Consider the following 20,102-nt stretch of genomic DNA (forward strand, 5'->3'; position numbering starts at 1 on the left):
TAGCTGAGGTCGAAGGTTGGTTCGTAAAAAGACAAAATTGCCCCCGCAGCGAAGGCTGCGGGGGCAATTTTGTCTTGTCGGCAGAGCTTCCGCCGTAAGGAGGATCAGGCGCTGGCGGGAACCGTCCGGGCTCCTTCTTCCTTGTGCGCCACCTCGCCGTGGTGGTGCGCCATCATGGTTGCCTCGTCGAACGGTTCGCGGCCGGAGAGGACGTCGTTCACCTGGGCGCCGTCGATCTCCTTGACCCACGTGCCGATCAGGATGGTGGCCACAGCGTTGCCGGTGAAGTTGGTGAGGGCACGGGCCTCGGACATGAACCGGTCGATGCCGACGATCATGCCCACGCCGCCCAGCAGTTCCGGCTTGTGTGCCTGCAGGCCGGCGGCAAGGGTGGCCAGGCCGGCGCCGGTGACGCCGGCGGCACCCTTGGAAGCGATGATCATGAAGACCAGCAGGGAGATCTGTGCGCCGAGGTCCAGCGGGGTTCCCATGGCGTTGGCAACGAAGAGAGAGGCCATGGTCAGGTAGATGGCCGTGCCGTCCAGGTTGAAGGAGTAGCCGGTGGGTACCGTGACGCCGACGACAGGCTTGGAGACGCCGAGGTGTTCCATCTTGGCGATCAGGCGGGGCAGGGCAGCTTCGGAGGAGGACGTGGAGAAGATGAGCAGGTACTCCCGGCCCAGGTACTTCATCAGCTTGAAGATGTTGACCCCGGTAACCACCTTGAGCAGGCCGCCCAGGATGATGACGATAAACAGGGCGCAGGTGATGTAAAAGGCGGCCATCAGGGTGAACATGCTGACGATGGCCTGGAAGCCTGTGGCGCCAACTACGGCGGCGATGGCACCGAAGGCGCCGACGGGGGCGAGCCACATGATCATGATCAGGATGCGGAAGACCAGTACCTGGCCGTGGCCGATGGCCTTGAGGATCGGCGCGCCCTGCGGGCCCATCTTCTGAAGCGCGAAGCCAACGAGGATGGCGGCGAACAGCGTCGGCAGGACCGGAATATCGCCCGGGATGATGTTGAGCAGGAAGGCAACGGTGCTGTCGACCTCTGCCTTCTTGTTGGGATCGTACGGCGCCAGCTTCAGGCCCTCGCCCGGGTGGATCAGGTTGCCCACCACCAGGCCGATCGCGAGCGCGAACGTCGACATCGCGACGAAGTAACCGAGCGCCAGGCCGCCCACTTTGCCCACCGTGGCCGCCTTGGCGATGGAGCCGATGCCCAGGACGATGGTGCAGAAGATCACCGGAGCGATCATCATCTTAATGAGCTTGATGAACCCGTCGCCGAGCGGCTTGAGGGATTTGCCAACCTCAGGGAACATCAGGCCGACCAGTGCGCCGAGGATGACGGCGGCGATAACGGCGATGTAGAGGTAATGCGATTTGTCGATGCCCTTGCGCCGCGTCCCCACGGTGTCAAGCGACTCTCCTCGTTGAGAAGCCATGATGTGTCTCCTTTGGATAATCTGATAGACGCTGCGGCACAATCTCTGGGCACTACGCGTCCTCCGGTGTGATATCCATCATTGGGCACGTGGTGATCCAGCTCACCGTTGCGTTCATATTGGTCGTGGGAGGTACAGATGATCCACCGCTGGAGTATCGCCCGACGGCTCTTCGTGGCGAACCTGCTGATTGTGGCGGCGTTCATCGCCGTGGTTGGCACGGCCACGTATGTGGACGCCCGCGACCGCACCTATGACGAAGCGGGGCAGCGGATGGCGGGAATAGCAGCTGCCATCGCAGCCAGTCCGCTGGTGTTGGAAGCGGCCGCTTCCCCAAACCCGTCCCCCACCCTCCAGCCGTTTGCCAATAACGTCATGGCGGCAACCGGCGTGGACTTCATCACCATCATGGCGCCGGACCGGACGCGGTGGACGCATCCCCGGAACGAGGAAATCGGACGGCCCTACATTGGTTCCATCGAGGCCGCGCTTCGCGGCGAGGCCTTCACTGAGGTGGTGGCCGGAACCCTTGGGCCATCAGTCCGCTCCATCGTTCCAGTCAAGGACGGCACGGGAGCGTTGAAGGCTATGGTGTCTGTCGGCGTGACTGTGCGGACCATCGATGTGGCCCTCGCCGGGCGCCTGCCCGCCCTCCTGGCCATCGGCCTGGCCCTGCTGGTTGGGGGCTCGCTCGCGTCGTGGCTGCTGGGCCGCTACCTCCGCCGGGTCACCCGCGGCTGGGGGCCGGAGCAGCTTGCCCAACTGTTTGCATACTACGAATCGGTGCTGCATTCCGTACGGGAGGGACTGATCCTCATCGACACAAAGGGCCAGGTGGTGATGTACAACGACCAGGCGGCGGAACTGCTGGGCCTGGAAGGACCCGCCAGCAAAGACCCTGCCCGTCCGCCCTCGCTGGCCGACTTGCCGCTCGAGGAGGGGCTCCGGACGCTCTTCGAGTCCGGGCGGAGCGCCAAGGACGAGATCATCCTGACCGGTTCGCGCATCCTGGTGGTCAACCAGGGTCCCGCCAAGGGGCCCGGATCCCCGGGCAGCCGCGGCAAAACGCCCGTGTACGGCACCGTGGCAACATTGCGGGACCGCACAGAAATAGAAGCCCTCGGCAGCGAGCTGGAAACAATGCGCACCCTCTCCGATGCCCTCCGGGCCCAGACGCACGAACACGCCAACCGGCTGCACACCATGGTTTCCCTGCTGGAACTGGGCCGCACCCAGGAGGCCCTGGCCTTCGCCACCAAGGACCTGGAGCTTAGCCAGCAGTTGACCGATGACATGCTCAGCTCCGTGGATGAGCCCGTTGTTGGTGCCCTGGTGATGGGCAAGGTGGCTGAAGCCCACGAACGCGGCGTGCAGCTGGATGTGGCAACCCTCGGCTCAGCCAGTGTTGCCGGAATCGCCGTCCAGGACCTGGTGACCATCCTTGGTAACCTGCTGGACAACGCCATGGACGCGGCGGCGGACGGCCCGCCGCCGCGCCGGGTGGAGCTCACGGTGGAGTCCGACGAGGAAGGACTGGACATCACAGTCCATGATTCCGGCCCCGCCATCGATCAGGCCGCAGCGGAGAACATTCTGCGGCACGGGTACAGCACCAAACCGGCAGGCCCCGGCGGCCGGGGCATTGGGCTCGCCCTGGTACGGCAGGCGGTCCAGCGCCTGGGAGGCAGCCTTGCCATCAATGGACGGCGGGGCGCCAAGTTCGAGGTGTTCCTCCCCGCAGCAATGCCGGCACAGAAGGAGCACCAACAGTGAGCATCATCCGGGTCCTCGTTGTGGAGGACGAAGCCATCTCAGCCGCCGCGCACGCAGCCTACGTGGGGCGGCTGCCAGGCTTCGAACTCGCCGGCACCGCCCCCGACGGCCAGTCAGCCCTGCGGTTGATGAACGAATTCGCCGCCGCGGGAAACCCGGTGGAACTTGTTCTGCTGGACATGAACCTGCCCGACCTCCATGGCCTGGACATTGCCCGCAGGATGAGGGCGGCAGGAATACTTGCAGACATCATCGCCATTACAGCAGTCCGGGAGCTGGCCATCGTCCGCAGCGCCGTTGCCATCGGTGTTGTCCAATACCTGATCAAGCCGTTCACCTACGCAACCTTTGCGGACAAACTGGCAAGCTACCAGCAGTTCCGGCAGCAACTGGCCGGACCGCAAGGCGGGTACGGGAAGTCAGGGGCCTCCCAAACGGACGTGGACCAGGCGTTTGCCAGCCTGCGGGCACCCTCCGAACTGCCCCTGCCGAAGGGCCTCTCGGTGTCCACCCTGGCTTCGGTCCAGGAGTTCATAAAGCAGCAGCACGGCGCCGTCTCCGCCACTGAGGTCATGGACGCGCTGGGCATGTCCCGCGTTACCGCGCGCCGCTACCTGGAGTACCTCGCCGACGCCGGAACGGTATCCAGGACAGCCCGCTACGGCACGCCGGGCCGGCCGGAGAACGAATACCGGTGGAGCGGCCGTTAACCCGGCCTGTACATTGGCTGGATCGAGCACCTGCAGAGCCGCTGTATACACACGGCGGGAGTTGAGGGTCTTTTTTCGGGGAACGGTGCAAAAGGTAGGCCCTCCTGTATACACTGGCCTTCCACCAGCGAAGGGAAACCAGTGCGAGCAAGCGACCGCGCCTACGCCGCGCTGCGGGATGACATCGTCCAGTGGCGCCTCCAGCCAGGCGCCCTGCTTGCCGAAGTGGAGCAGGCAGAACGCCTGGGCGTCTCACGCACGCCACTCCGGGAGGCGCTGGGGCGCCTGACCGCAGAAGGACTGACGACGGCGGCGGGCGGCCGCGGCGTCGTCGTCACAGATATTTCGCTGGAGGATATTGACGAACTGTTCGAACTCCGGGAGACGCTGGAAGGCAAGGCAGCCGCCCTCGCCGCCGAACGGGGCGATCCGGAAACGTTCCGGGAGCTCGAAGTCGGCTTCCGGGCAGCACCGTCGCTCCTTACCGGGGCTGCCCCCGCCCTGGAGGACTATTACCTGCTGGTGGGCCGGCTGGACACCGCCGTTGATTCCGCAATCTCCAATTCCTACCTTGCCCAGGCCATGCGCAGCCTTCGGGTCCATCTGGTCCGCATCCGACGCCTTGCTGCCGATGACGCTTCCCGGCTCACAGCAGCAGCGGCGGAGCATGCCACCATCGCCGAGGCCATTGCGGCCCGGGACCCGCGCCTGGCCCAGGCAGCCACCACCCTCCACCTCCACCGCAGCCTGTGCCACATCAAAGCCACCCACCCATCCCGCTAAGGAGCACCATGGTCAAGGAACACCACGTCCGCGTTTACAAAAGCGAAGAAAACCTGCCGCGCGAGGACCAGCTTGCGTACAAAATCGCGAAGGTTGCAGCCGATCCCGTAAAGGTGCCCGCCGACGTCACGGACATGGTGATCAACCGCGTTATTGACAATGCTTCGGTGGCAGTCGCCTCGCTCAACCGGGCACCGATCATTGCAGCCCGGGCGCAGGCACTCACCCACGGCCCCAGCTCCGGCGGAAAGGGCTCACATGTCTTTGGGATCGGCGAGCGCGTCTCCCCTGAGTGGGCGGCGTGGGCCAATGGGGTGGCGGTGCGTGAGCTGGACTACCATGACACGTTCCTGGCGGCGGATTACTCCCACCCCGGGGACAACATTCCGCCGATCCTCGCCGTGGGCCAGCATGTAGGGTCCAGCGGCCGGGACCTGGTGCGTGCCATCGCCACAGGATATGAAATCCAGGTGAACCTGGTGAAGGCAATCTGCCTGCACAAGCACAAGATCGACCATGTTGCCCATTTGGGCCCTTCCGCCGCGGCGGGGATCGGAACATTGCTGGGGCTCGACGTCGAAACCATCTTCCAGTCCGTGGGACAGGCCCTGCACACCACCACCGCCACGCGGCAGTCCCGCAAGGGTGAGATCTCCACGTGGAAGGCCCACGCCCCAGCCTTCGCCGGCAAGATGGCAGTGGAAGCGGCAGACCGGGCGATGCGCGGACAGACTTCCCCGGTTCCCATTTACGAAGGCGAGGACGGGGTGATCGCCTGGCTGCTGGACGGCCCCGACGCCTCCTACCAGGTACCACTGCCCGAAGCCGGCGAGGCCAAGCGGGCCATCCTGGACACCTACACCAAAGAACACTCCGCTGAGTACCAGGCGCAGGCCTGGATTGACCTGGCGCGGAAGCTGAACCGGAAGCACCCTGAGGCTACGGATCCCGCCAACGTGAAGTCGGTGCTGATCCGCACCAGCCACCACACCCACAACGTCATCGGGTCCGGGGCCAACGATCCGCAGAAGTACAGCCCCACCGCTTCACGGGAAACCCTTGACCACTCCATCCCCTACATCTTCACTGTCGCCCTGCAGGACGGCGCCTGGCACCACCTGGACTCCTACTCCCCCGCCCGTGCTGCCCGCCCGGACACTGTAGACCTGTGGCAAAAGGTCAGCACCGAGGAAGACCCCGAGTGGACCCGCCGGTACCACTCACTGGACATCTCGGAGAAGGCCTTCGGCGGCTCCGTGGAAATCACCCTCGCAGACGGGACCGTCCTCAAGGATGAGATCGCCGTTGCCGACGCCCACCCGCTCGGCGCCCGCCCCTTCGGCCGTTCTCAGTACGTCAACAAGTTCCGCACCCTCGCCGCCGGCCTCGTGGAGGAAGCGGAGATCGATCGGTTCCTTGCCGCCGTCGAACGCCTGCCGGAGCTCGCTGCCGGCGAGCTGGACCAGCTGAACATCACCGCGGCGCCCGGCGTCATCGATCCCGCCGCCTCCCCCAAAGGACTCTTCTGATGCTGTACTCCAAGGTCACCCCCGAGCAGAAGCGGCTCCGGTTCCGTGAACTCCTGGCCGCCGGGACCATCGCCCAGTTCCCCGGGGCATTCAACCCGCTCTCAGCCCGGTTAATCGAGGAAAAGGGCTTTGACGGCGTCTACATCTCCGGGGCCGTCCTGGCCAATGATTTGGGCCTGCCCGACATCGGCCTGACCACCCTCACGGAAGTGGCCACCCGCGCCGGGCAAATCGCCCGCATGACGGACCTGCCCGCAATCGTGGACGCCGACACCGGCTTTGGTGAACCGATGAACGTGGCACGGACGGTGCAGGAACTTGAGAACGCAGGTTTGGCCGGACTTCACATCGAGGACCAGTTCAACCCCAAGCGCTGCGGCCACCTGGACGGCAAAAACGTTGTCGACCTAGAGACGGCAACCAAACGCATCCGGGCCGCCGCGGACGCCCGCCGCGACCCGAACTTCCTCATCATGGCGCGCACCGACATCCGCGCCGTGGACGGGCTCGAGGCCGCGCAGGACCGCGCCCGGGCCCTCGTGGAAGCGGGAGCGGACGCCATCTTCCCCGAGGCCATGAAGGACCTTGGCGAGTTCCGGGCCATCCGGGAAGCCGTGAACGTGCCGATCCTTGCCAACATGACCGAGTTCGGCAAAAGCGACCTGTTCACCACGGAGCAGCTTCAACGTGCCGGCGTGAACATGGTCATCTATCCGGTAACGCTTCTCCGTAGTGCCATGGGCGCCGCCGAGCGTACGCTGGAATCGATCAAGGCTGAGGGCACGCAGGAAGCGCAGGTGGGCAGCATGCTGACCCGCGCACGCTTATACGATCTCGTTGACTACGAAGGCTATAACCGCTTCGACAGCGGAGTATTCAATTTCCGGGTCCCCGGGGAGTAGGGAAAGCCACGCCGGCCCGGTCCGGCACAACAGGCGACAGGAACGAAGGAGTTTCAGCATGGCTGAAGAGGACATCAAAAAAGGTCTTGCCGGCGTCGTGGTGGATTACACGTCCGTCTCAAAGGTCAACCCGGACACCAATTCCCTGCTCTACAGGGGCTACCCGGTCCAGGAGCTTGCCGCAAGGTGCAGCTTCGAGGAAGTGGCCTACCTGCTGTGGAATGGTGAGCTGCCCGGCCGGCAGCAGCTGGCAGAGTTCACTGCCCGGGAGCGGGCGGGCCGCGACCTGGACCCGGTGGTCAAGCAGGTTATCGACGCGCTGCCGGAGAGCTCCCATCCGATGGATGTCTGCCGGACCGCCGCCTCGGTGATGGGAGCCCGGCATCCCCTCGCTGAGGACTCCTCCCGCGAGGCCAACATGGCCAAAGCCATCGACCTGTTCTCGGCCATGCCGGCGGTGGTGGCCTACGACCAGCGCCGCCGCCACGGGCACGGTCTCATCGAACCCCGTGAGGACCTCGGCTATTCCGCGAATTTCCTGTGGATGACCTTCGGCGAGGAACAGGTGCCGGAGGTGGTGGAGGCCTTCAACGTCTCAATGATCCTCTACGCCGAGCACTCCTTCAATGCCTCGACCTTCACAGCCAGGGTGATCACCTCCACGCTCGCGGATCTGCACTCGGCGGTGACGGGAGCCATCGGTGCTTTAAAGGGGCCATTGCACGGCGGCGCCAACGAGGCCGTGATGCACACCTTCGACGAGATCGGCATCCGGCCGCAGGAATCCCTGGAGGAAGCGGCGGCCCGCGCCAAGGCATGGATGGAAGACGCGCTGGCCCAGAAAAAGAAAGTCATGGGCTTCGGTCACCGCGTCTACAAGCATGGTGACTCACGGGTTCCCACCATGAAGGCCGCCCTGGACAAAATGATCGCCCACTACGGCCGCCCTGAGCTGCTGGGGCTCTACAACGGGCTGGAGTCAGCCATGGACGAGGCGAAGGGCATCAAGCCAAATCTCGATTATCCGGCCGGCCCCACCTACCACCTCATGGGCTTCGATACCCCCACCTTCACTCCCCTGTTTGTGGCCAGCCGCATTACCGGGTGGACCGCGCACATCATGGAGCAGCTGGAGGCCAACTCCCTGATCCGGCCGCTGAGCGAATACGTGGGGCCCGAGGAGCGGCACCTGCCTTAGGCGCCTCATCGGCCAAGGTACGACGGCGGCCCGGTCACCTCCCGGTGGCCGGGCCGCGGTATGTTGCTCATTGCCTTAAAAGAGGAGGCTTTCCGAGGAGGCGACGGCTTCGTTGTCGTTGTCCATGGTGACCACGATGTTCACCCTGCCGCCTTCGAGAACCACCGGCAGCCAGTGGCCGGCGTCCTGCCACATCCGGTCCACCGGCAGGGCAGCGGTGTCGAACCAGGCCGGAGCAATCTCATCGCTCTCGGTGGGCTCGCCTTCCCAGCGGACGGCGGTGAACAGCCGCGTGTCCATGTCCCACTCGGGTTTGGCAGGAAACACGAAGCGCACGATGCCGGCGTCCCTCAGGTCACCGGGAAGGATTCCCACGTCGGCTTCCTCCCGAACCTCCCGGATGGCTGCTTCCGCATCAGTTTCCCCCGCTTCCACATGGCCGCCGATGCCGACGATCTTTCCACGCCCGAAGCCGGTCTTTTTCATCCCCAGCAGGACTTGGGAGGCGCCGTCCACCTCGCGGAGCAGGAAACACAGTGCTACTGCGGCAGCAGCCACGATCAGCCCAGTGCCCGCGGGTGTGCTGCGGCGTAAATCTCACGCAGGGTGTCCGCGGTGACCAGTGTGTAGACCTGGGTTGTGGTCACGGACGCGTGCCCCAGCAGCTCCTGGACCACGCGCACGTCCGCGCCGCCTTCGAGCAGGTGTGTGGCGAAGGAGTGCCGGAGGGTGTGCGGTGAGACGTCCCTGGTGATGTTGGCCTTCTCCGCGGCAGCCTTCAGGATGGTCCAGGCACTCTGGCGGCTGATGCGGCCGCCGCGGGCGTTAAGGAACAACGCCGGCGTCCCCTTTCCCTTCGCGGCCAGCAGCGGGCGGCCGCGGACCAGGTAGGAATCGAGGGCACGGGCGCCGTAGGAACCCAGCGGTACCAGCCGTTCCTTGGAGCCTTTTCCGAACAGCCGTACGATGGCCGGCCCCGTCTCCGGCTCCTGCAGGGAGATGTCATCCACGTCCAGCCCCACCGCCTCGCTGATGCGGGCGCCGGTGGAGTACAGGAATTCCAGGAGTGCGCGGTCGCGGAGCCCGGTGGCAGTGTCGGTTCCGGCCGCCTCCAGGATCCTGGTGACCTCGTCCACGCTGATGGCTTTTGGCAAGCGCTTCCCGGGCATAGGCGGGTGTACATCACTGGCGGGGTCCGTGGTGGTGAACCCTTCCAGGGCCCAATACTTGTGCAGCCCCCTGACGGCCACCACTGTCCTGGCGGCGGAGCGCACGCCGAGGGCGGACCCGCCGTCGGACCCGTCCGTAAGGGCGCGCACGAAGCCTGTCACATGGTGGCGGGTGATGTCTTCGGGGCGGCTGCAGCCGGCTGCGGCCAGGTGCCGGGAGTACCGGGCCAAGTCCCTGCGGTAGGCCGCCAGCGTGTTGGCTGCAACGCCCCGTTCAACGCCCATGTGCTGCAGGTAGTCCGTGATGCCGCGGTCAATGGCCGGTGGCGGGGCAACTGGCCGCGCGGCGTCACTGATCTGTTCCGGAGCTTCCTGAACCGGTGCAGCAGGAGCCAGCTTAGCAGAGGGACCAGGGACCATCAGCGCTGGCTGGGGTGCGCGGGCCAGGGCGCGTCCGCGGGGCGGAGAGTGGCATATCCCTCAGCGCGGGCCGCTGCAGCGGCGAGAATCCCGACGACGGCGGACGGGTTGTGGAGCAGGCCGGCCAGAACGGACTGCACGGCGTCGTCAAGGGCGATCCAGTGAAACTCGATCTCGGCTTCCTCGTCCGTCCGCAAATGACGCTCATGGTGCGGGACGTAGGTGAGGTTTCGGGCCAGGTAAATTCGAATGGCCTCGCTGGAGGAACCGGGTGAGTTGAAGAAGTCGGCCAGGACATTCCAGGTGCCGGCAGCGAGATCTGCCTCTTCGGCGAGCTCACGGGCGGCGCCCACCAGGAAGTCCTCACCTTCGATGTCAAGCAGCCCGGCGGGAATCTCCCAGAGGTCCATACCCACCGGGTGCCGGTACTGCTTCAGAAGGAGGATCTCGCCGTCGTCGTTCATGGGCAGGACGGCCACGGCGCCGGGGTGTTCAATGTAGTCCCGGGTGAGGGCCTCCCCCGTTTCCTGCAGCAGGAAGGTGTCACTGACCACGTCCCAGATCCGGCCCTCGTAAACCTTTTCCGTAGACAAAAGACGGCGCGGGCTCGGTGCATCCGAAACCTGGACTACATGGGTGGCTTCAGGTGTACCGGGCATCGCGCCGTCCTTTTGTCGTGCGGGAACTACTTAGCGGCTACCGTACCGGACTGCTCGGCCTCCGGAGCAACAGCACCAAGGCCGGCGGCCGTGTCGGCGCCCTCCTGGTGGTCCAGGGCTGCCTTCACAAGCCCTGCGAACAGCGGGTGCGGACGCGTGGGGCGCGAGCTCAGCTCGGGGTGCGCCTGGGTGGCCACGTAGTACGGGTGTACGTCAGCGGGGAGCTCGACGAACTCCACCAGCTTGCCGTCCGGCGACGTGCCGGAGAAGACGAGCCCCTCGGCTGCGATCTGCTCACGGTACTTGTTGTTCACCTCGTAGCGGTGGCGGTGGCGTTCGCTGACGGTGGTCTTGCCGTACGTCCCGGCGATCACCGAGCCGGCATCAAGCTTGGCTTCGTAGAGGCCCAGGCGCATGGTGCCGCCGAGGTCGCCGCCGCCTTCAACAAACTCCAGCTGCTCTTCCATCGTGGCGATGACGGGGTACTTGGAGTCCGGCTCGAACTCGCTGGAGGAAGCCCCCTCCAGCCCCACAACGTTGCGGGCGTACTCAATGACCATGCACTGCAGGCCCAGGCAGAGTCCCAGCACGGGAAGCTTGGTTTCGCGGGCAAACTTGAGGGCGCCGAGCTTGCCCTCCAGGCCGCGGATGCCGAAGCCGCCAGGGACGCAGATGGCGTTGACCCCGTCCAGGGCCTGGATGGCACCTTCACGGGTTTCACACTCGTCGGAGGGGACCCAGCGGATCTTGACCTTGGCATCATTGGCGAAGCCGCCGGCGCGCAGTGCCTCAGTGACGGACAGGTAGGCGTCCGGGAGGTCGATGTACTTGCCCACCAGTGCGATTTCAACGTGGTGCTTGGGGTTGTGGACGGCCTCAAGCAGCTTGTCCCAACTGGTCCAGTCGACGTCCTTGAACGGCAGGTCCAGGGCACGCACAATGTACGAATCCAGGCCCTGGCTGTGCAGGGTCTTGGGGATGTCGTAGATGCTGGGGGCATCTGCGGCGTTCACCACGGCGTCGATGTCGACGTCGCACATCCGGCCGATTTTTTCGCGCATGGCGTCCGGCACTTCGCGGTCTGAGCGGATAACGATCGCTTCGGGCTGAATGCCGATGGAGCGCAGCGCCGCCACGGAATGCTGGGTGGGCTTGGTCTTCAGTTCCTGGGAGGGCCCAATGTACGGCACCAGGGACACGTGCAGGAAGAAAACGTTGGTGCGGCCGATGTCCTGGCGGACCTGGCGGGCCGATTCGAGGAACGGCTGGGACTCGATGTCGCCAACGGTCCCGCCGATTTCGGTGATGATGACGTCCGGGGCGTTCTTGCCTTCGGCGGGAAGGCGCATGCGGCGCTTGATCTCATCGGTGATGTGCGGAATGACCTGTACGGTGTCGCCGAGGTACTCACCGCGGCGTTCCTTCGCGATGACGGTGGAGTACACCTGGCCGGTGGTCACATTGGCCGAGCCCTCGAGGTTTTCGTCGAGGAAGCGCTCGTAGTGTCCAATGTCCAGGTCTGTCTCGGCGCCGTCGTCAGTGACGAAGACTTCGCCGTGCTGGAAGGGGTTCATCGTGCCCGGATCCACGTTCAGGTAGGGATCGAGCTTCTGCATAGTTACAGACAGGCCGCGTGCCCGCAGCAGATGACCGAGGCTTGATGCCGTCAGTCCCTTACCGAGCGAGGACGCCACACCACCGGTTACGAAGATGTGTTTGGTCGTCTTGGACGAGCCCGGGAACCGGGAATTTACACGGGAATTTGATCGCTGCACCACGGAATTCGAGCCTATCATCAAATGAGCCTTCCACGGGTCCGGTAATTGTTCCCCAAATGATCCATACTGCGGCTCCGGACTTGAGGCAGGCAAGGGGCCCGCCGGGCCGGCCGTCCGTGGCCGGCAACGGGTCAGGCCCGCTGTGGCAGCAGTTTGGCGTCGTCCAGCAGCTCCTGCGCATGTGCCTGCGCCGACTCCGAGTCTTCCTGGCCGGCCAGCATCCGGGCCAGTTCGCGCACCCGTTCCGGGCCGGCGAGGAGTCGGACATCACTTGAGGTGAAACCGGTGGCTGTCTTGCCGTCCGCTCCCCTCACGGAGGTTTTGGTGACCGTAATGTGCTGATCCGCGAAGGCGGCCACCTGCGGCAGGTGGGTAACCACCAGCACCTGCACGTGGCGTGCCAGCATGGCCAGACGGCGGCCGATCTCGACGGCGGCGCGTCCGCCCACTCCGGCGTCCACTTCGTCGAAGACAAACGTGGGAACCGGGTCGACGGCGGCCAGCACCACCTCGATGGCCAGCATGACGCGCGACAGCTCACCGCCGGACGCCCCCTTGCCCAGCGGCCTGGCGGGAGCTCCTGAGTGCGGCTGCAGCAGGAAACTGATTTCGTCCGCGCCATGCGGTCCCGGCTGGCCAGTGCCCTCGAGGTTGATCACCAATGTGGCATCGGCCATGGCCAGGGCCTTCAGTTCAGCGCTGACGCGGGATGAAAGCTCCTTGGCCGCTTTGGTCCTGATTTTAGTGATGGCCGCCGCCTGCTTCTGCAGGTCCGCCCCGGCCCGGGTCACCTCGGCGTCCAAAGTTTCGATCCGGGTTGAATCGTCCTGCAGCTCTTCAAAGCGCACCCGGGCATTGTCAGCCCATTGGAGGACTTCGTCGACGGAGGGCGCGTACTTGCGGATCAGCTTGGCCAGGACGGCGCGCCGGTCCTCGATCTCGGCGAGCCGTTCAGGTCCTTCGCTGTCCAGCCCGGCCTGGTAGCTGGCCAGTTCGGTGGCGATATCGTTCAGCAGGAACCCCACCTCAGCCAGCCGGGCTGCTGCGGAACCGAGCTCGGCATCGTGCTCAGCCACGTGCTCCAGGGTGCGCTTGGCGGCATCCACCAGGGTTGTTGCGTCGCCTGCTTCGCCAAAGTCCTCGGCGATCAGGGCCTGGTGGGCGGTGCTCGCCGCAATCCGCAGTTCCTCGACGTTGGCGAGCTTGACTGCCTCTGCTTTGAGGAGTTCGTCCTCCCCCGGCTGCGGGTCCACGTCGTCAATCTCAGCCAGTGCCGCCTCCAGGGACTCGGCTTCCCGGAGCCGGTCCCGGGCGGCGCTGCGGAGCGAGTCCAGCTCTGCCTGGATTGACTTCCAGTGGCTGTAAAGGTCCTGGTAGGCGCCCAGCGGACCGGCCAACGATTCGCCCGCGAACTTATCCAGCGCCCCGCGCTGCGCTGCCGCGCCTTTGAGCCGGATCTGGTCCGACTGGCCGTGGACCACAACAAGCGTTTCGCCGATCTCGGCAAGGACACCCACCGGTGCGGCACGCCCGCCCAGGAAAGCACGGCTGCGGCCATCTGAGCCAAGCCGGCGCGCGAGGATCAGCTCAGCGCCGCCGTCGAACTCTTCCGCTTCGGCACCTGCGTCGAGGGCGCGCGCAATGGCGGGGTGGCCGGAATCGAGCTTAATCACGGCCTCTGCAGTTGCGCTCTTGGCACCGCTGCGGACGGCGCCGGCGTCCGCTCGGGCTCCCAGGAGAAGGCCGACGGCGGTGACCACCATGGTTTTTCCGGCACCGGTTTCGCCGGTGACCACGCTGAGCCCGGGGCCCAGCGGCAGAGTTGCGTCAGTAATGACGCCCAGATCGCGGATTCTCAGTTCTTCAAGCATGGTTCACTTTGCGGTTGAGGGATCGGGATCGGCGTCCGGCTGCCCGCTGCCGGCCACCTGGAGCGGCGGCATGGGCCGGGGTGTCCGGACGATGGGAATGGGGCCCGTGTGGATGGATTCGGCTTTGGGGACGGGTCCCCGCCAGCCGTGGATGGGCAGTTCGAACTTCCGCACCAGCCGCGCCGAGAACGGGGTCTGATGGGTCCGCGCCAGCCGCACAGGAGTTGCTGACTTCGTCACTTCCACCCGGGCGCCCGGCGGCAGATCCACGGAGCGCCGGCCGTCACACCAGAGGACGCCCTGGGCATCTGTGCGGCCGAGGACTTCGACAGCGAGGCGTGAGCGGGGCGAGACCACCAGCGGCTTGGCAAAGAGTGCGTGCGCGCTGATGGGGACAATGACGAGTGCCTCCACCTCCGGCCACACCACAGGACCGCCCGCTGAAAATGCGTAGGCCGTTGATCCCGTGGGAGTGGCAACAACGATGCCGTCACAGCCGAAGGAGGTGAGCGGACGCTGGTCCACCTCGGTAACCACCTCGAGCATGCGTTCGCGGTTGGCCTTCTCGATTGCGGCCTCATTCAAGGCCCAGGTGTGCCAGATCTTCTGTCCCCGGACCCACACCTGGACGTCAATGGTCATGCGCTCTTCCACCGTGTATTCGCGGCTGGCGATCCATTCGACGGTTTGGGCCAGGTCCGCCCGTTCGCTTTCGGCGAGGAAGCCCACGTGGCCGAGGTTGACGCCGAGCAGCGGCACGTCCACTTCCCGGACCAGTTCGGCCGCGCGCAGGATCGTTCCGTCCCCGCCGAGGACCATCACCAGTTCAACGTCGGGGAGCTGGACGTGGTCGTGGAGCACCTCCACGGGCTGGGCGAGGTGTCCGAAGAACCTTTCCATGTCATCCAGCTCTGATTCCTGCATGACCGGGACTATGCCGGAGGCGTGAAGCTGGGCGCAGGCCTCCCAGGCGGCCTTCAAAGATTCCTCACGGCCAGTGTGGGCGAGGACCAGTACACGCCTGCTCATCAGGTTCCGCTTTCTAGTGGTTGTGCCAGATACGTCCGAGCAAGGCAGCGGTGGCTGCGTCTCGCTCTTCGATCTTAGGCAACTCTTGGTTGATCCTGCGCTTTATCCACAGGAAGTATTCAACGTTTCCGTCCTGGCCGGGCAGCGGGCTCTGGGCAAGGCCGGCGAGCTCCAGTCCCGCCTCCTGCGCTGCCCGGGCCACTTTCTCCACCGCCATCCGGCGTTCCCGTTCAGAGGTGACTACCCCGGTGCGGCCCAGGCGGTCCTTGCCGATCTCGAATTGCGGCTTCACCATCAGCACCAGGTCACCGCCCGGCTCGGTGCAATCCGCCAGCGGCTGCACTACCAGGGTCAGGGAAATAAAGGACAGGTCAGCCACGGTCAGCGAAGCCGCGCCGCCTATGTCCTGCGGCTTCATGTAGCGGACGTTGAGTCCCTCGTGGACTTCCACGCGCGGATCGTCCCGCAGCTGAGGGACCAGCTGGCCATGCCCGACGTCGACCGCCACCACCCGCGAGGCGCCGCGCCGGAGCAGCACATCAGTGAAGCCGCCGGTGGAGGCGCCGGCGTCAAAGCACCTTTTCCCGGCGGGAGAAACTTCGGGAAAGGCATCGAGGGCCCCTGCCAGTTTGTGCCCGGCGCGGCTCACGTAGCTGTCCTGCCCGTCGTGCCGGACCACGAGGTCTTTGTCCTCAGGAACCTGGAGTGATGCCTTGCCGAGCACTTGGCCCGACGAGCTAACTTTTCCTTCAGCTATCAGCATGGCGGCATGGGTGCGGGACCGGGCAAGGCCGCGCGCAACCAACGCCTGGTCAAGGCGCAGCGGCATCAGGCGCCGTCCGAATTCCTGATCCGGGCGCGGTGGTGCTCCGCCGGATCGGCGTCCAGGGCGGCGCGCAGTTCATCATGGAGTTCGCTGTAAACCGCTTCATGCTCCGCCACCGGTGTCCGGCGCAAAGCGTCCAGGCGGCCGAGGGACTGTTGGACCAGAGGGTCCGCCACCTCGGCCTGGCCGGCTTGCGGCCAGTCCGGGGAGGGCTGGGCTGCTGTTGGATGGTCGGGTTGGCTCAGCACAGACATGCAACCAGCCTAGTGATCCATCCACACGAGCTTCGGCGCCTGGGGCGTGGAGGCGTCCGGTGTCGCTGCCCACCACGCGGCGCACGCCGCACGCCACGAATCGAGGTTGTCCTGGGCGCCAATGATGCCGACGGCGCCGTTTGCCACACGTGCGGATGTCTCGCCACAGGTGTAGGTACCGTCGGCTTCCGTGACTGGCGGGTACGGGCGGTGCAAGCCGGCCAGGGAACTGATGATGTATTTAGGGCGTTCAGCAGAGCGGGCAGCCAGGATGGTCAGCCGGGTGTCGACGCCGGTAAGGACCGCCACGGTGGCGAAGCCTGCGTTGTTGCCGCCCAGGATATCTGTGTCCAGCCGGTCGCCGACCACCAGGGGACGCTCGGCGGCAAGCCGCTTTGCGGCGGAGTGGAAAAGCGGCGCCTCAGGTTTGCCGGCGACGCGGGGTGTTTGGCCTGTAGCGGCGGTGACCGCCGCGACAAGGGTGCCGTTTCCGGGTGCGATGCCGCGGGCCTGCGGTACGGTCATGTCAGTGTTGGTAGCCACCCACATCGCGCCGGCAGATACCACGTAGGCTGCCTCAGCGAGTTCCTTCCAGCCGATGGCCGGGTTAAAGCCCTGGACCACCGCCACAGGGTCCTCCTCCTGGCCATACACGGGAACCAGGCCAACCAGGTCGATTTCGTGTGCCAGGGCAGGGCTTCCGGTGACAAGCACTTTGGAACCTGAGGGCAGCTCAGAGGCCAGCAACTCGGCAGCAGCCTGGGATGAGCTCACCACCTGGTCGTCATCGGCGGGTGCACCGAGCTCCCGGAGATGCGCTGCGACATCGGCAGGACGGCGCGAGGCGTTGTTCGTCACATAGCCCAGGCTCACCCCCAGGCCCGCCAGCTGCTGGAGTGATTCCACCGCATCCGGGATGGCGTGCGGTCCTGCATAGACCACGCCGTCCAGGTCTGCGAGCAGTGCATCGAACCGGGAAATCAGAGTCGCTTCTGTCATTGGCCTTTAGTCTTCCCGGCGATCCTGGTGATCCTGCTGATCTTCAGGAGCGTTGCCGGCGGGCAGTTCCTCTCCGTCGTGGTCCAGTTCATCGGTTTCGACCGAGTCCTCGTCAGATTCGGCGTCGTCGGAAACGAAGTAGTCCGGTTCCTCGTCATCGATGCTGGCGTCGACGGCGTGGCCTGCTCCGGATGCCTCTTTTGGGACGGCTTCAGATATTGCGGCTGCGCCGGTTGTTGCACGCGTGTCAGCGGGAGCAGCTGAAGCCGAAGCGGAAGAGGCGCGGTCCAGCAAGCGCCGGCGTTCTGCTTCCTCGCGGGCTTCCTCCTGCTCGTCCCAGCCCAGGTCGATAATGTCGGGTTCTTCGTCAACGCCCAGGCCGAGGGCGTTCTCCGCCACCACCGCCTGCTTCTGCCACTTCTCCGCCTCGGCGGTACGGCCCACTGCGGCGAGTGCGTCCGCGTAAGCGCGGAAGAGGCGGGGGCTGTAGGAGAACGCACGGTTGATGTCCAGCTGCGGGATCTCCAGTTCGGCCACGGCGGCGTCGAGCTGGCCGAGGTCGGTACGCGCGCCGGCAGCCACGATGGCGAGCTCGGCCTTGCCGGGAGCGTCGAGGTCCTGGGCTTCCTCGGACCGTACTACGTCCAGCGCACGGTCCGGACGCCCGAGGCCGCGTTCGCAGTCAGCCATCACCGGCAGATGTACGTTGGAGCCGCTGATCCGGCGGTAGGTCCGGAATTCCCGAAGCGCCTCGCCGTAGTGGCCGGCAGCATAGGCCGTAAGTCCAACAGCTTCGCGGACAGCAGCGAGCCTTCCACCGCGCCGGCTGGCAGCAAGGGCGTGCTGGAACGCCAGTTCCGGCTCGTCGTCAATCAAGCGGCCGGCCATCACCAGGTGGCGGGCAACCCACTCCGCGCTGGCGGCCTCGAGAGTCTTGATCTGGTGCTGCGTGGCCCGGTCCAGCTCTTTCCCGGTAACATCGTCGTCAATCTGGGGAGACCGTTCGCGATCCGGACGGTTGGCGCTTCGGAGGTCGCGCAGGTTGGGAACGCGGGCAGGACGCTCTTCCTGGCGGTCCCGGCCAAAGGTGCGGGGTCCCGCGTCGCGGTCAAAGCTCCGGGGTCCGGCGTCGCGGTCAAAGGTGCGGGGTCCGGCGTCGCGGTCAAAGCTCCGGGGCGCACGGTCCTGGCGGTCGCCGCGGCCCGGACGGTCGCTGAAAGGCTTCCGGTTCTCTCCCCCGCCAAAACTCCGGCGGTCGCCCTCACCGTCACGGCGCGGTCGGTCACCAAAGGAGCGGTTTTCGCGATCACCAAAGGGTTTGCGGTCGCGGTCGCCGTAAGGCTTGCGGTCACGGTCACCGGCTCCAAAGCTACGGCGCTCGCCCTCACCCTCACGACGCGGACGGTCACCAAAAGGCTTCTTGTCCCGGTCACCGTAAGGCTTGCGGTCACGGTCACCGAACGGTTTGCGCTCACCACCGGAGAAACCCCGGCGTTCTCCCTCGCCATCGCGGCGCGGACGGTCCCCGGAGGGTTTGCGGTCACGGTCACCGGCTCCAAAGCTACGGCGCTCGCCCTCACCCTCACGACGCGGACGGTCACCAAAAGGCTTCTTGTCCCGGTCACCGTAAGGCTTGCGCTCTCCGCCGCCAAAACTGCGACGGTCGCCCTCGCCGTCACGGCGCGGACGGTCACCAAAAGGCTTCTTGTCCCGGTCACCGTAAGGCTTGCGCTCTCCGCCGCCGGCTGGCCGGCCCGGGGAATCGTTGTTGTCCCGGGTGGTCCGGGAACGGAATCCGCGGGGGTCACCGCCGGAATTGTTGTTGCCGCGGAACCCGCCGCGGTCCTGTCCGCCGCGGTTGCCGCCGTTGTGCTCAGCCATGTGGATTCCTCCTGTTGTGAGCCGACCACTGGCGCAACTGCAGCCGCTCGTATCCGTGTTTCGTTTTCCTACGCAACCCGAAATCAAGCGCTTCGAAGTCCGTACATCTGCATCAATTCTAGTGGAATCGCCCCGCCGGACAGGACAGAGCTCTCGCCTGGAAGCGCATCGTGGCAATGTTCACACCCTCTCCCACTTAACGCAGCTCCCAGCCCAACGCTCTCGCAGTTAAGGCAGCTCCCAGCCCAACGCTCTCGCACATTCTGCGGCGCGGAAGGTGGCCGGTCGGCAGCTGGGGCAACCTGGGCGGAAGGCAATTCCGACGCTGAGGGTGAAGGAGCGTCCGCCAGAAACGTGCAGAAAGTGAGAGAGGGTTTCGGCCGGGGGCTGGCATGAGGTGTGGTGCCGGCTTTGCTGGTGCTCGCCGTGGGGTGGTGGTTAAAGCAGTGGGGCCCTGACGTCGTTTGTCAGGGCCCTACTGGTAATTTATGTCCGGCGGTGACCTACTCTCCCACACCCTCCCGGGTGCAGTACCATCGGCGCTGTGGGTCTTAGCTTCCGGGTTCGGAATGGGACCGGGCGTTTCCCCCACGCTATGACCGCCGTAACCCTTGCCCCACCCGGTTGGGGGTGGGAAATCTGTGGTTACAACTCCTGCCCCTGGGGGCAGTGGTGGTGTTGTTATTTAGTTGTGGTGTTCCCTGCAACAATGAACCGGTTTGGTTTGTTGTTCGGGAACCACATAGTGGACGCAAGCAGTCTTGTTATCTTTTTTACCACCGCGGGGTGTGAACGTCTTTTGAATGCCGTTCACGCGGTGGTGTGTGGTGTAAGTTATCGGCCTATTAGTACCGGTCAGCTTCACGA

The 20,102-nt window shown here is 65.4% G+C and carries 17 protein-coding genes, 1 rRNA gene and 1 pseudogene; 6 read left to right on the plus strand and 13 right to left on the minus strand.

Annotated elements, in window-relative coordinates; genetic code table 11:
* Nucleotides 1-104: 104 nt before the first annotated feature.
* Nucleotides 105-1,454 (minus strand): cation:dicarboxylate symporter family transporter, encoded by a 1,350-nt coding sequence (locus AC5RVN_RS06445; RefSeq protein ID WP_494137404.1) that lies wholly within the window; start codon nucleotides 1,452-1,454, stop codon nucleotides 105-107.
* A 138-nt stretch (nucleotides 1,455-1,592) separates the two neighbouring features.
* On the opposite strand from AC5RVN_RS06445, the gene AC5RVN_RS06450 reads away from it, so the two are divergent.
* The 6 genes and pseudogenes from AC5RVN_RS06450 to AC5RVN_RS06475 all read left to right on the plus strand — a co-directional run bounded on the left by AC5RVN_RS06450 (nucleotide 1,593) and on the right by AC5RVN_RS06475 (nucleotide 8,349).
* A complete protein-coding gene (locus tag AC5RVN_RS06450) occupies nucleotides 1,593-3,227 on the plus strand; it encodes a sensor histidine kinase (protein ID WP_494137405.1) in 1,635 nt (544 codons plus the stop codon).
* On the plus strand, nucleotides 3,224-3,937 hold the full coding sequence (locus tag AC5RVN_RS06455) for a response regulator (RefSeq protein ID WP_494137406.1): 714 nt from the start codon (nucleotides 3,224-3,226) through the stop codon (nucleotides 3,935-3,937). Before AC5RVN_RS06450 ends, AC5RVN_RS06455 begins: the two co-directional genes overlap by 4 nt.
* Before the next feature lie 141 nt (nucleotides 3,938-4,078).
* Nucleotides 4,079-4,733: pseudogene (locus AC5RVN_RS06460) on the plus strand (GntR family transcriptional regulator); the annotation flags it as partial.
* Nucleotides 4,729-6,249, plus strand: coding sequence for an MmgE/PrpD family protein (locus AC5RVN_RS06465; RefSeq protein WP_494137407.1), 1,521 nt, complete (start codon nucleotides 4,729-4,731; stop codon nucleotides 6,247-6,249). The pseudogene AC5RVN_RS06460 and the gene AC5RVN_RS06465, both read left to right, overlap by 5 nt.
* Nucleotides 6,249-7,151 carry a methylisocitrate lyase gene (gene prpB / locus AC5RVN_RS06470; protein ID WP_494137408.1) on the plus strand — a complete coding sequence of 301 codons (903 nt, stop codon included), beginning with the start codon at nucleotides 6,249-6,251 and terminating at the stop codon, nucleotides 7,149-7,151. The genes AC5RVN_RS06465 and prpB overlap by 1 nt, the downstream gene beginning before the upstream one ends.
* 58 nt (nucleotides 7,152-7,209) lie before the next feature.
* Complete coding sequence (locus AC5RVN_RS06475) at nucleotides 7,210-8,349, plus strand: bifunctional 2-methylcitrate synthase/citrate synthase (RefSeq protein WP_494137409.1); 1,140 nt, start codon at nucleotides 7,210-7,212, stop codon at nucleotides 8,347-8,349.
* A 75-nt stretch (nucleotides 8,350-8,424) separates the two neighbouring features.
* On the opposite strand, the gene AC5RVN_RS06480 is transcribed toward AC5RVN_RS06475, so the two are convergent.
* From AC5RVN_RS06480 to AC5RVN_RS06535, 12 genes are all read right to left on the minus strand, one after another.
* Nucleotides 8,425-8,907 carry an 8-oxo-dGTP diphosphatase gene (locus tag AC5RVN_RS06480; RefSeq protein WP_494137410.1) on the minus strand — a complete coding sequence of 161 codons (483 nt, stop codon included), beginning with the start codon at nucleotides 8,905-8,907 and terminating at the stop codon, nucleotides 8,425-8,427.
* A 2-nt stretch (nucleotides 8,908-8,909) separates the two neighbouring features.
* Nucleotides 8,910-9,938: a site-specific tyrosine recombinase XerD gene (xerD, locus tag AC5RVN_RS06485; RefSeq protein WP_494137411.1), complete on the minus strand. Its 1,029-nt coding sequence runs from the start codon at nucleotides 9,936-9,938 to the stop codon at nucleotides 8,910-8,912.
* Nucleotides 9,938-10,597, minus strand: coding sequence for an NUDIX domain-containing protein (locus AC5RVN_RS06490; protein WP_494137412.1), 660 nt, complete (start codon nucleotides 10,595-10,597; stop codon nucleotides 9,938-9,940). Before AC5RVN_RS06490 ends, xerD begins: the two co-directional genes overlap by 1 nt.
* 26 nt (nucleotides 10,598-10,623) lie before the next feature.
* On the minus strand, nucleotides 10,624-12,393 hold the full coding sequence (pyrG, locus tag AC5RVN_RS06495) for a CTP synthase (protein ID WP_494039385.1): 1,770 nt from the start codon (nucleotides 12,391-12,393) through the stop codon (nucleotides 10,624-10,626).
* A 113-nt stretch (nucleotides 12,394-12,506) separates the two neighbouring features.
* Complete coding sequence (gene recN / locus AC5RVN_RS06500) at nucleotides 12,507-14,246, minus strand: DNA repair protein RecN (protein ID WP_494137413.1); 1,740 nt, start codon at nucleotides 14,244-14,246, stop codon at nucleotides 12,507-12,509.
* A gap of 3 nt (nucleotides 14,247-14,249) precedes the next feature.
* Entirely contained in the window at nucleotides 14,250-15,275 is a 1,026-nt protein-coding gene (locus AC5RVN_RS06505) for an NAD kinase (RefSeq protein WP_494039383.1), read from the minus strand.
* 13 nt (nucleotides 15,276-15,288) lie between these two features.
* Nucleotides 15,289-16,104 carry a TlyA family RNA methyltransferase gene (locus tag AC5RVN_RS06510; protein ID WP_494105660.1) on the minus strand — a complete coding sequence of 272 codons (816 nt, stop codon included), beginning with the start codon at nucleotides 16,102-16,104 and terminating at the stop codon, nucleotides 15,289-15,291.
* Nucleotides 16,104-16,355 carry a hypothetical protein gene (locus AC5RVN_RS06515; RefSeq protein WP_494105661.1) on the minus strand — a complete coding sequence of 84 codons (252 nt, stop codon included), beginning with the start codon at nucleotides 16,353-16,355 and terminating at the stop codon, nucleotides 16,104-16,106. Before AC5RVN_RS06515 ends, AC5RVN_RS06510 begins: the two co-directional genes overlap by 1 nt.
* 9 nt (nucleotides 16,356-16,364) lie before the next feature.
* The gene (locus tag AC5RVN_RS06520) at nucleotides 16,365-17,354 is read right to left on the minus strand and encodes an HAD-IIA family hydrolase (RefSeq protein ID WP_494105662.1); all 990 of its coding nucleotides are present in this window, start codon (nucleotides 17,352-17,354) and stop codon (nucleotides 16,365-16,367) included.
* Between the two features lie 6 nt (nucleotides 17,355-17,360).
* Nucleotides 17,361-19,235, minus strand: a complete 1,875-nt coding sequence (locus AC5RVN_RS06525; protein WP_494137414.1) for a tetratricopeptide repeat protein — start codon at nucleotides 19,233-19,235, stop codon at nucleotides 17,361-17,363.
* A 490-nt stretch (nucleotides 19,236-19,725) separates the two neighbouring features.
* Nucleotides 19,726-19,842: ribosomal RNA gene (rrf, locus tag AC5RVN_RS06530) — 5S ribosomal RNA — on the minus strand.
* Between the two features lie 78 nt (nucleotides 19,843-19,920).
* A partial coding sequence (locus tag AC5RVN_RS06535) for a hypothetical protein (RefSeq protein WP_494137415.1) occupies nucleotides 19,921-20,102 on the minus strand: 182 nt, incomplete at its 5' end.

The sequence above is a fragment of the Arthrobacter sp. sptzw32 genome (assembly GCF_059089735.1).

Bases quoted from the DNA above. Each gene is read 5' to 3' on its own strand.
- AC5RVN_RS06445 (WP_494137404.1), bottom strand. From the start codon at position 1,454: ATGGCTTCTCAACGAGGAGAGTCGCTTGACACCGTGGGGACGCGGCGC.
- AC5RVN_RS06450 (WP_494137405.1), top strand. From the start codon at position 1,593: ATGATCCACCGCTGGAGTATCGCCCGACGGCTCTTCGTGGCGAACCTG.
- AC5RVN_RS06465 (WP_494137407.1), top strand. From the start codon at position 4,729: ATGGTCAAGGAACACCACGTCCGCGTTTACAAAAGCGAAGAAAACCTG.
- prpB (WP_494137408.1), top strand. From the start codon at position 6,249: ATGCTGTACTCCAAGGTCACCCCCGAGCAGAAGCGGCTCCGGTTCCGT.
- AC5RVN_RS06475 (WP_494137409.1), top strand. From the start codon at position 7,210: ATGGCTGAAGAGGACATCAAAAAAGGTCTTGCCGGCGTCGTGGTGGAT.
- xerD (WP_494137411.1), bottom strand. From the start codon at position 9,938: ATGGTCCCTGGTCCCTCTGCTAAGCTGGCTCCTGCTGCACCGGTTCAG.
- AC5RVN_RS06490 (WP_494137412.1), bottom strand. From the start codon at position 10,597: ATGCCCGGTACACCTGAAGCCACCCATGTAGTCCAGGTTTCGGATGCA.
- pyrG (WP_494039385.1), bottom strand. From the start codon at position 12,393: ATGATAGGCTCGAATTCCGTGGTGCAGCGATCAAATTCCCGTGTAAAT.
- recN (WP_494137413.1), bottom strand. From the start codon at position 14,246: ATGCTTGAAGAACTGAGAATCCGCGATCTGGGCGTCATTACTGACGCA.
- AC5RVN_RS06505 (WP_494039383.1), bottom strand. From the start codon at position 15,275: ATGAGCAGGCGTGTACTGGTCCTCGCCCACACTGGCCGTGAGGAATCT.
- AC5RVN_RS06510 (WP_494105660.1), bottom strand. From the start codon at position 16,104: ATGCCGCTGCGCCTTGACCAGGCGTTGGTTGCGCGCGGCCTTGCCCGG.
- AC5RVN_RS06515 (WP_494105661.1), bottom strand. From the start codon at position 16,355: ATGTCTGTGCTGAGCCAACCCGACCATCCAACAGCAGCCCAGCCCTCC.
- AC5RVN_RS06520 (WP_494105662.1), bottom strand. From the start codon at position 17,354: ATGACAGAAGCGACTCTGATTTCCCGGTTCGATGCACTGCTCGCAGAC.
- AC5RVN_RS06525 (WP_494137414.1), bottom strand. From the start codon at position 19,235: ATGGCTGAGCACAACGGCGGCAACCGCGGCGGACAGGACCGCGGCGGG.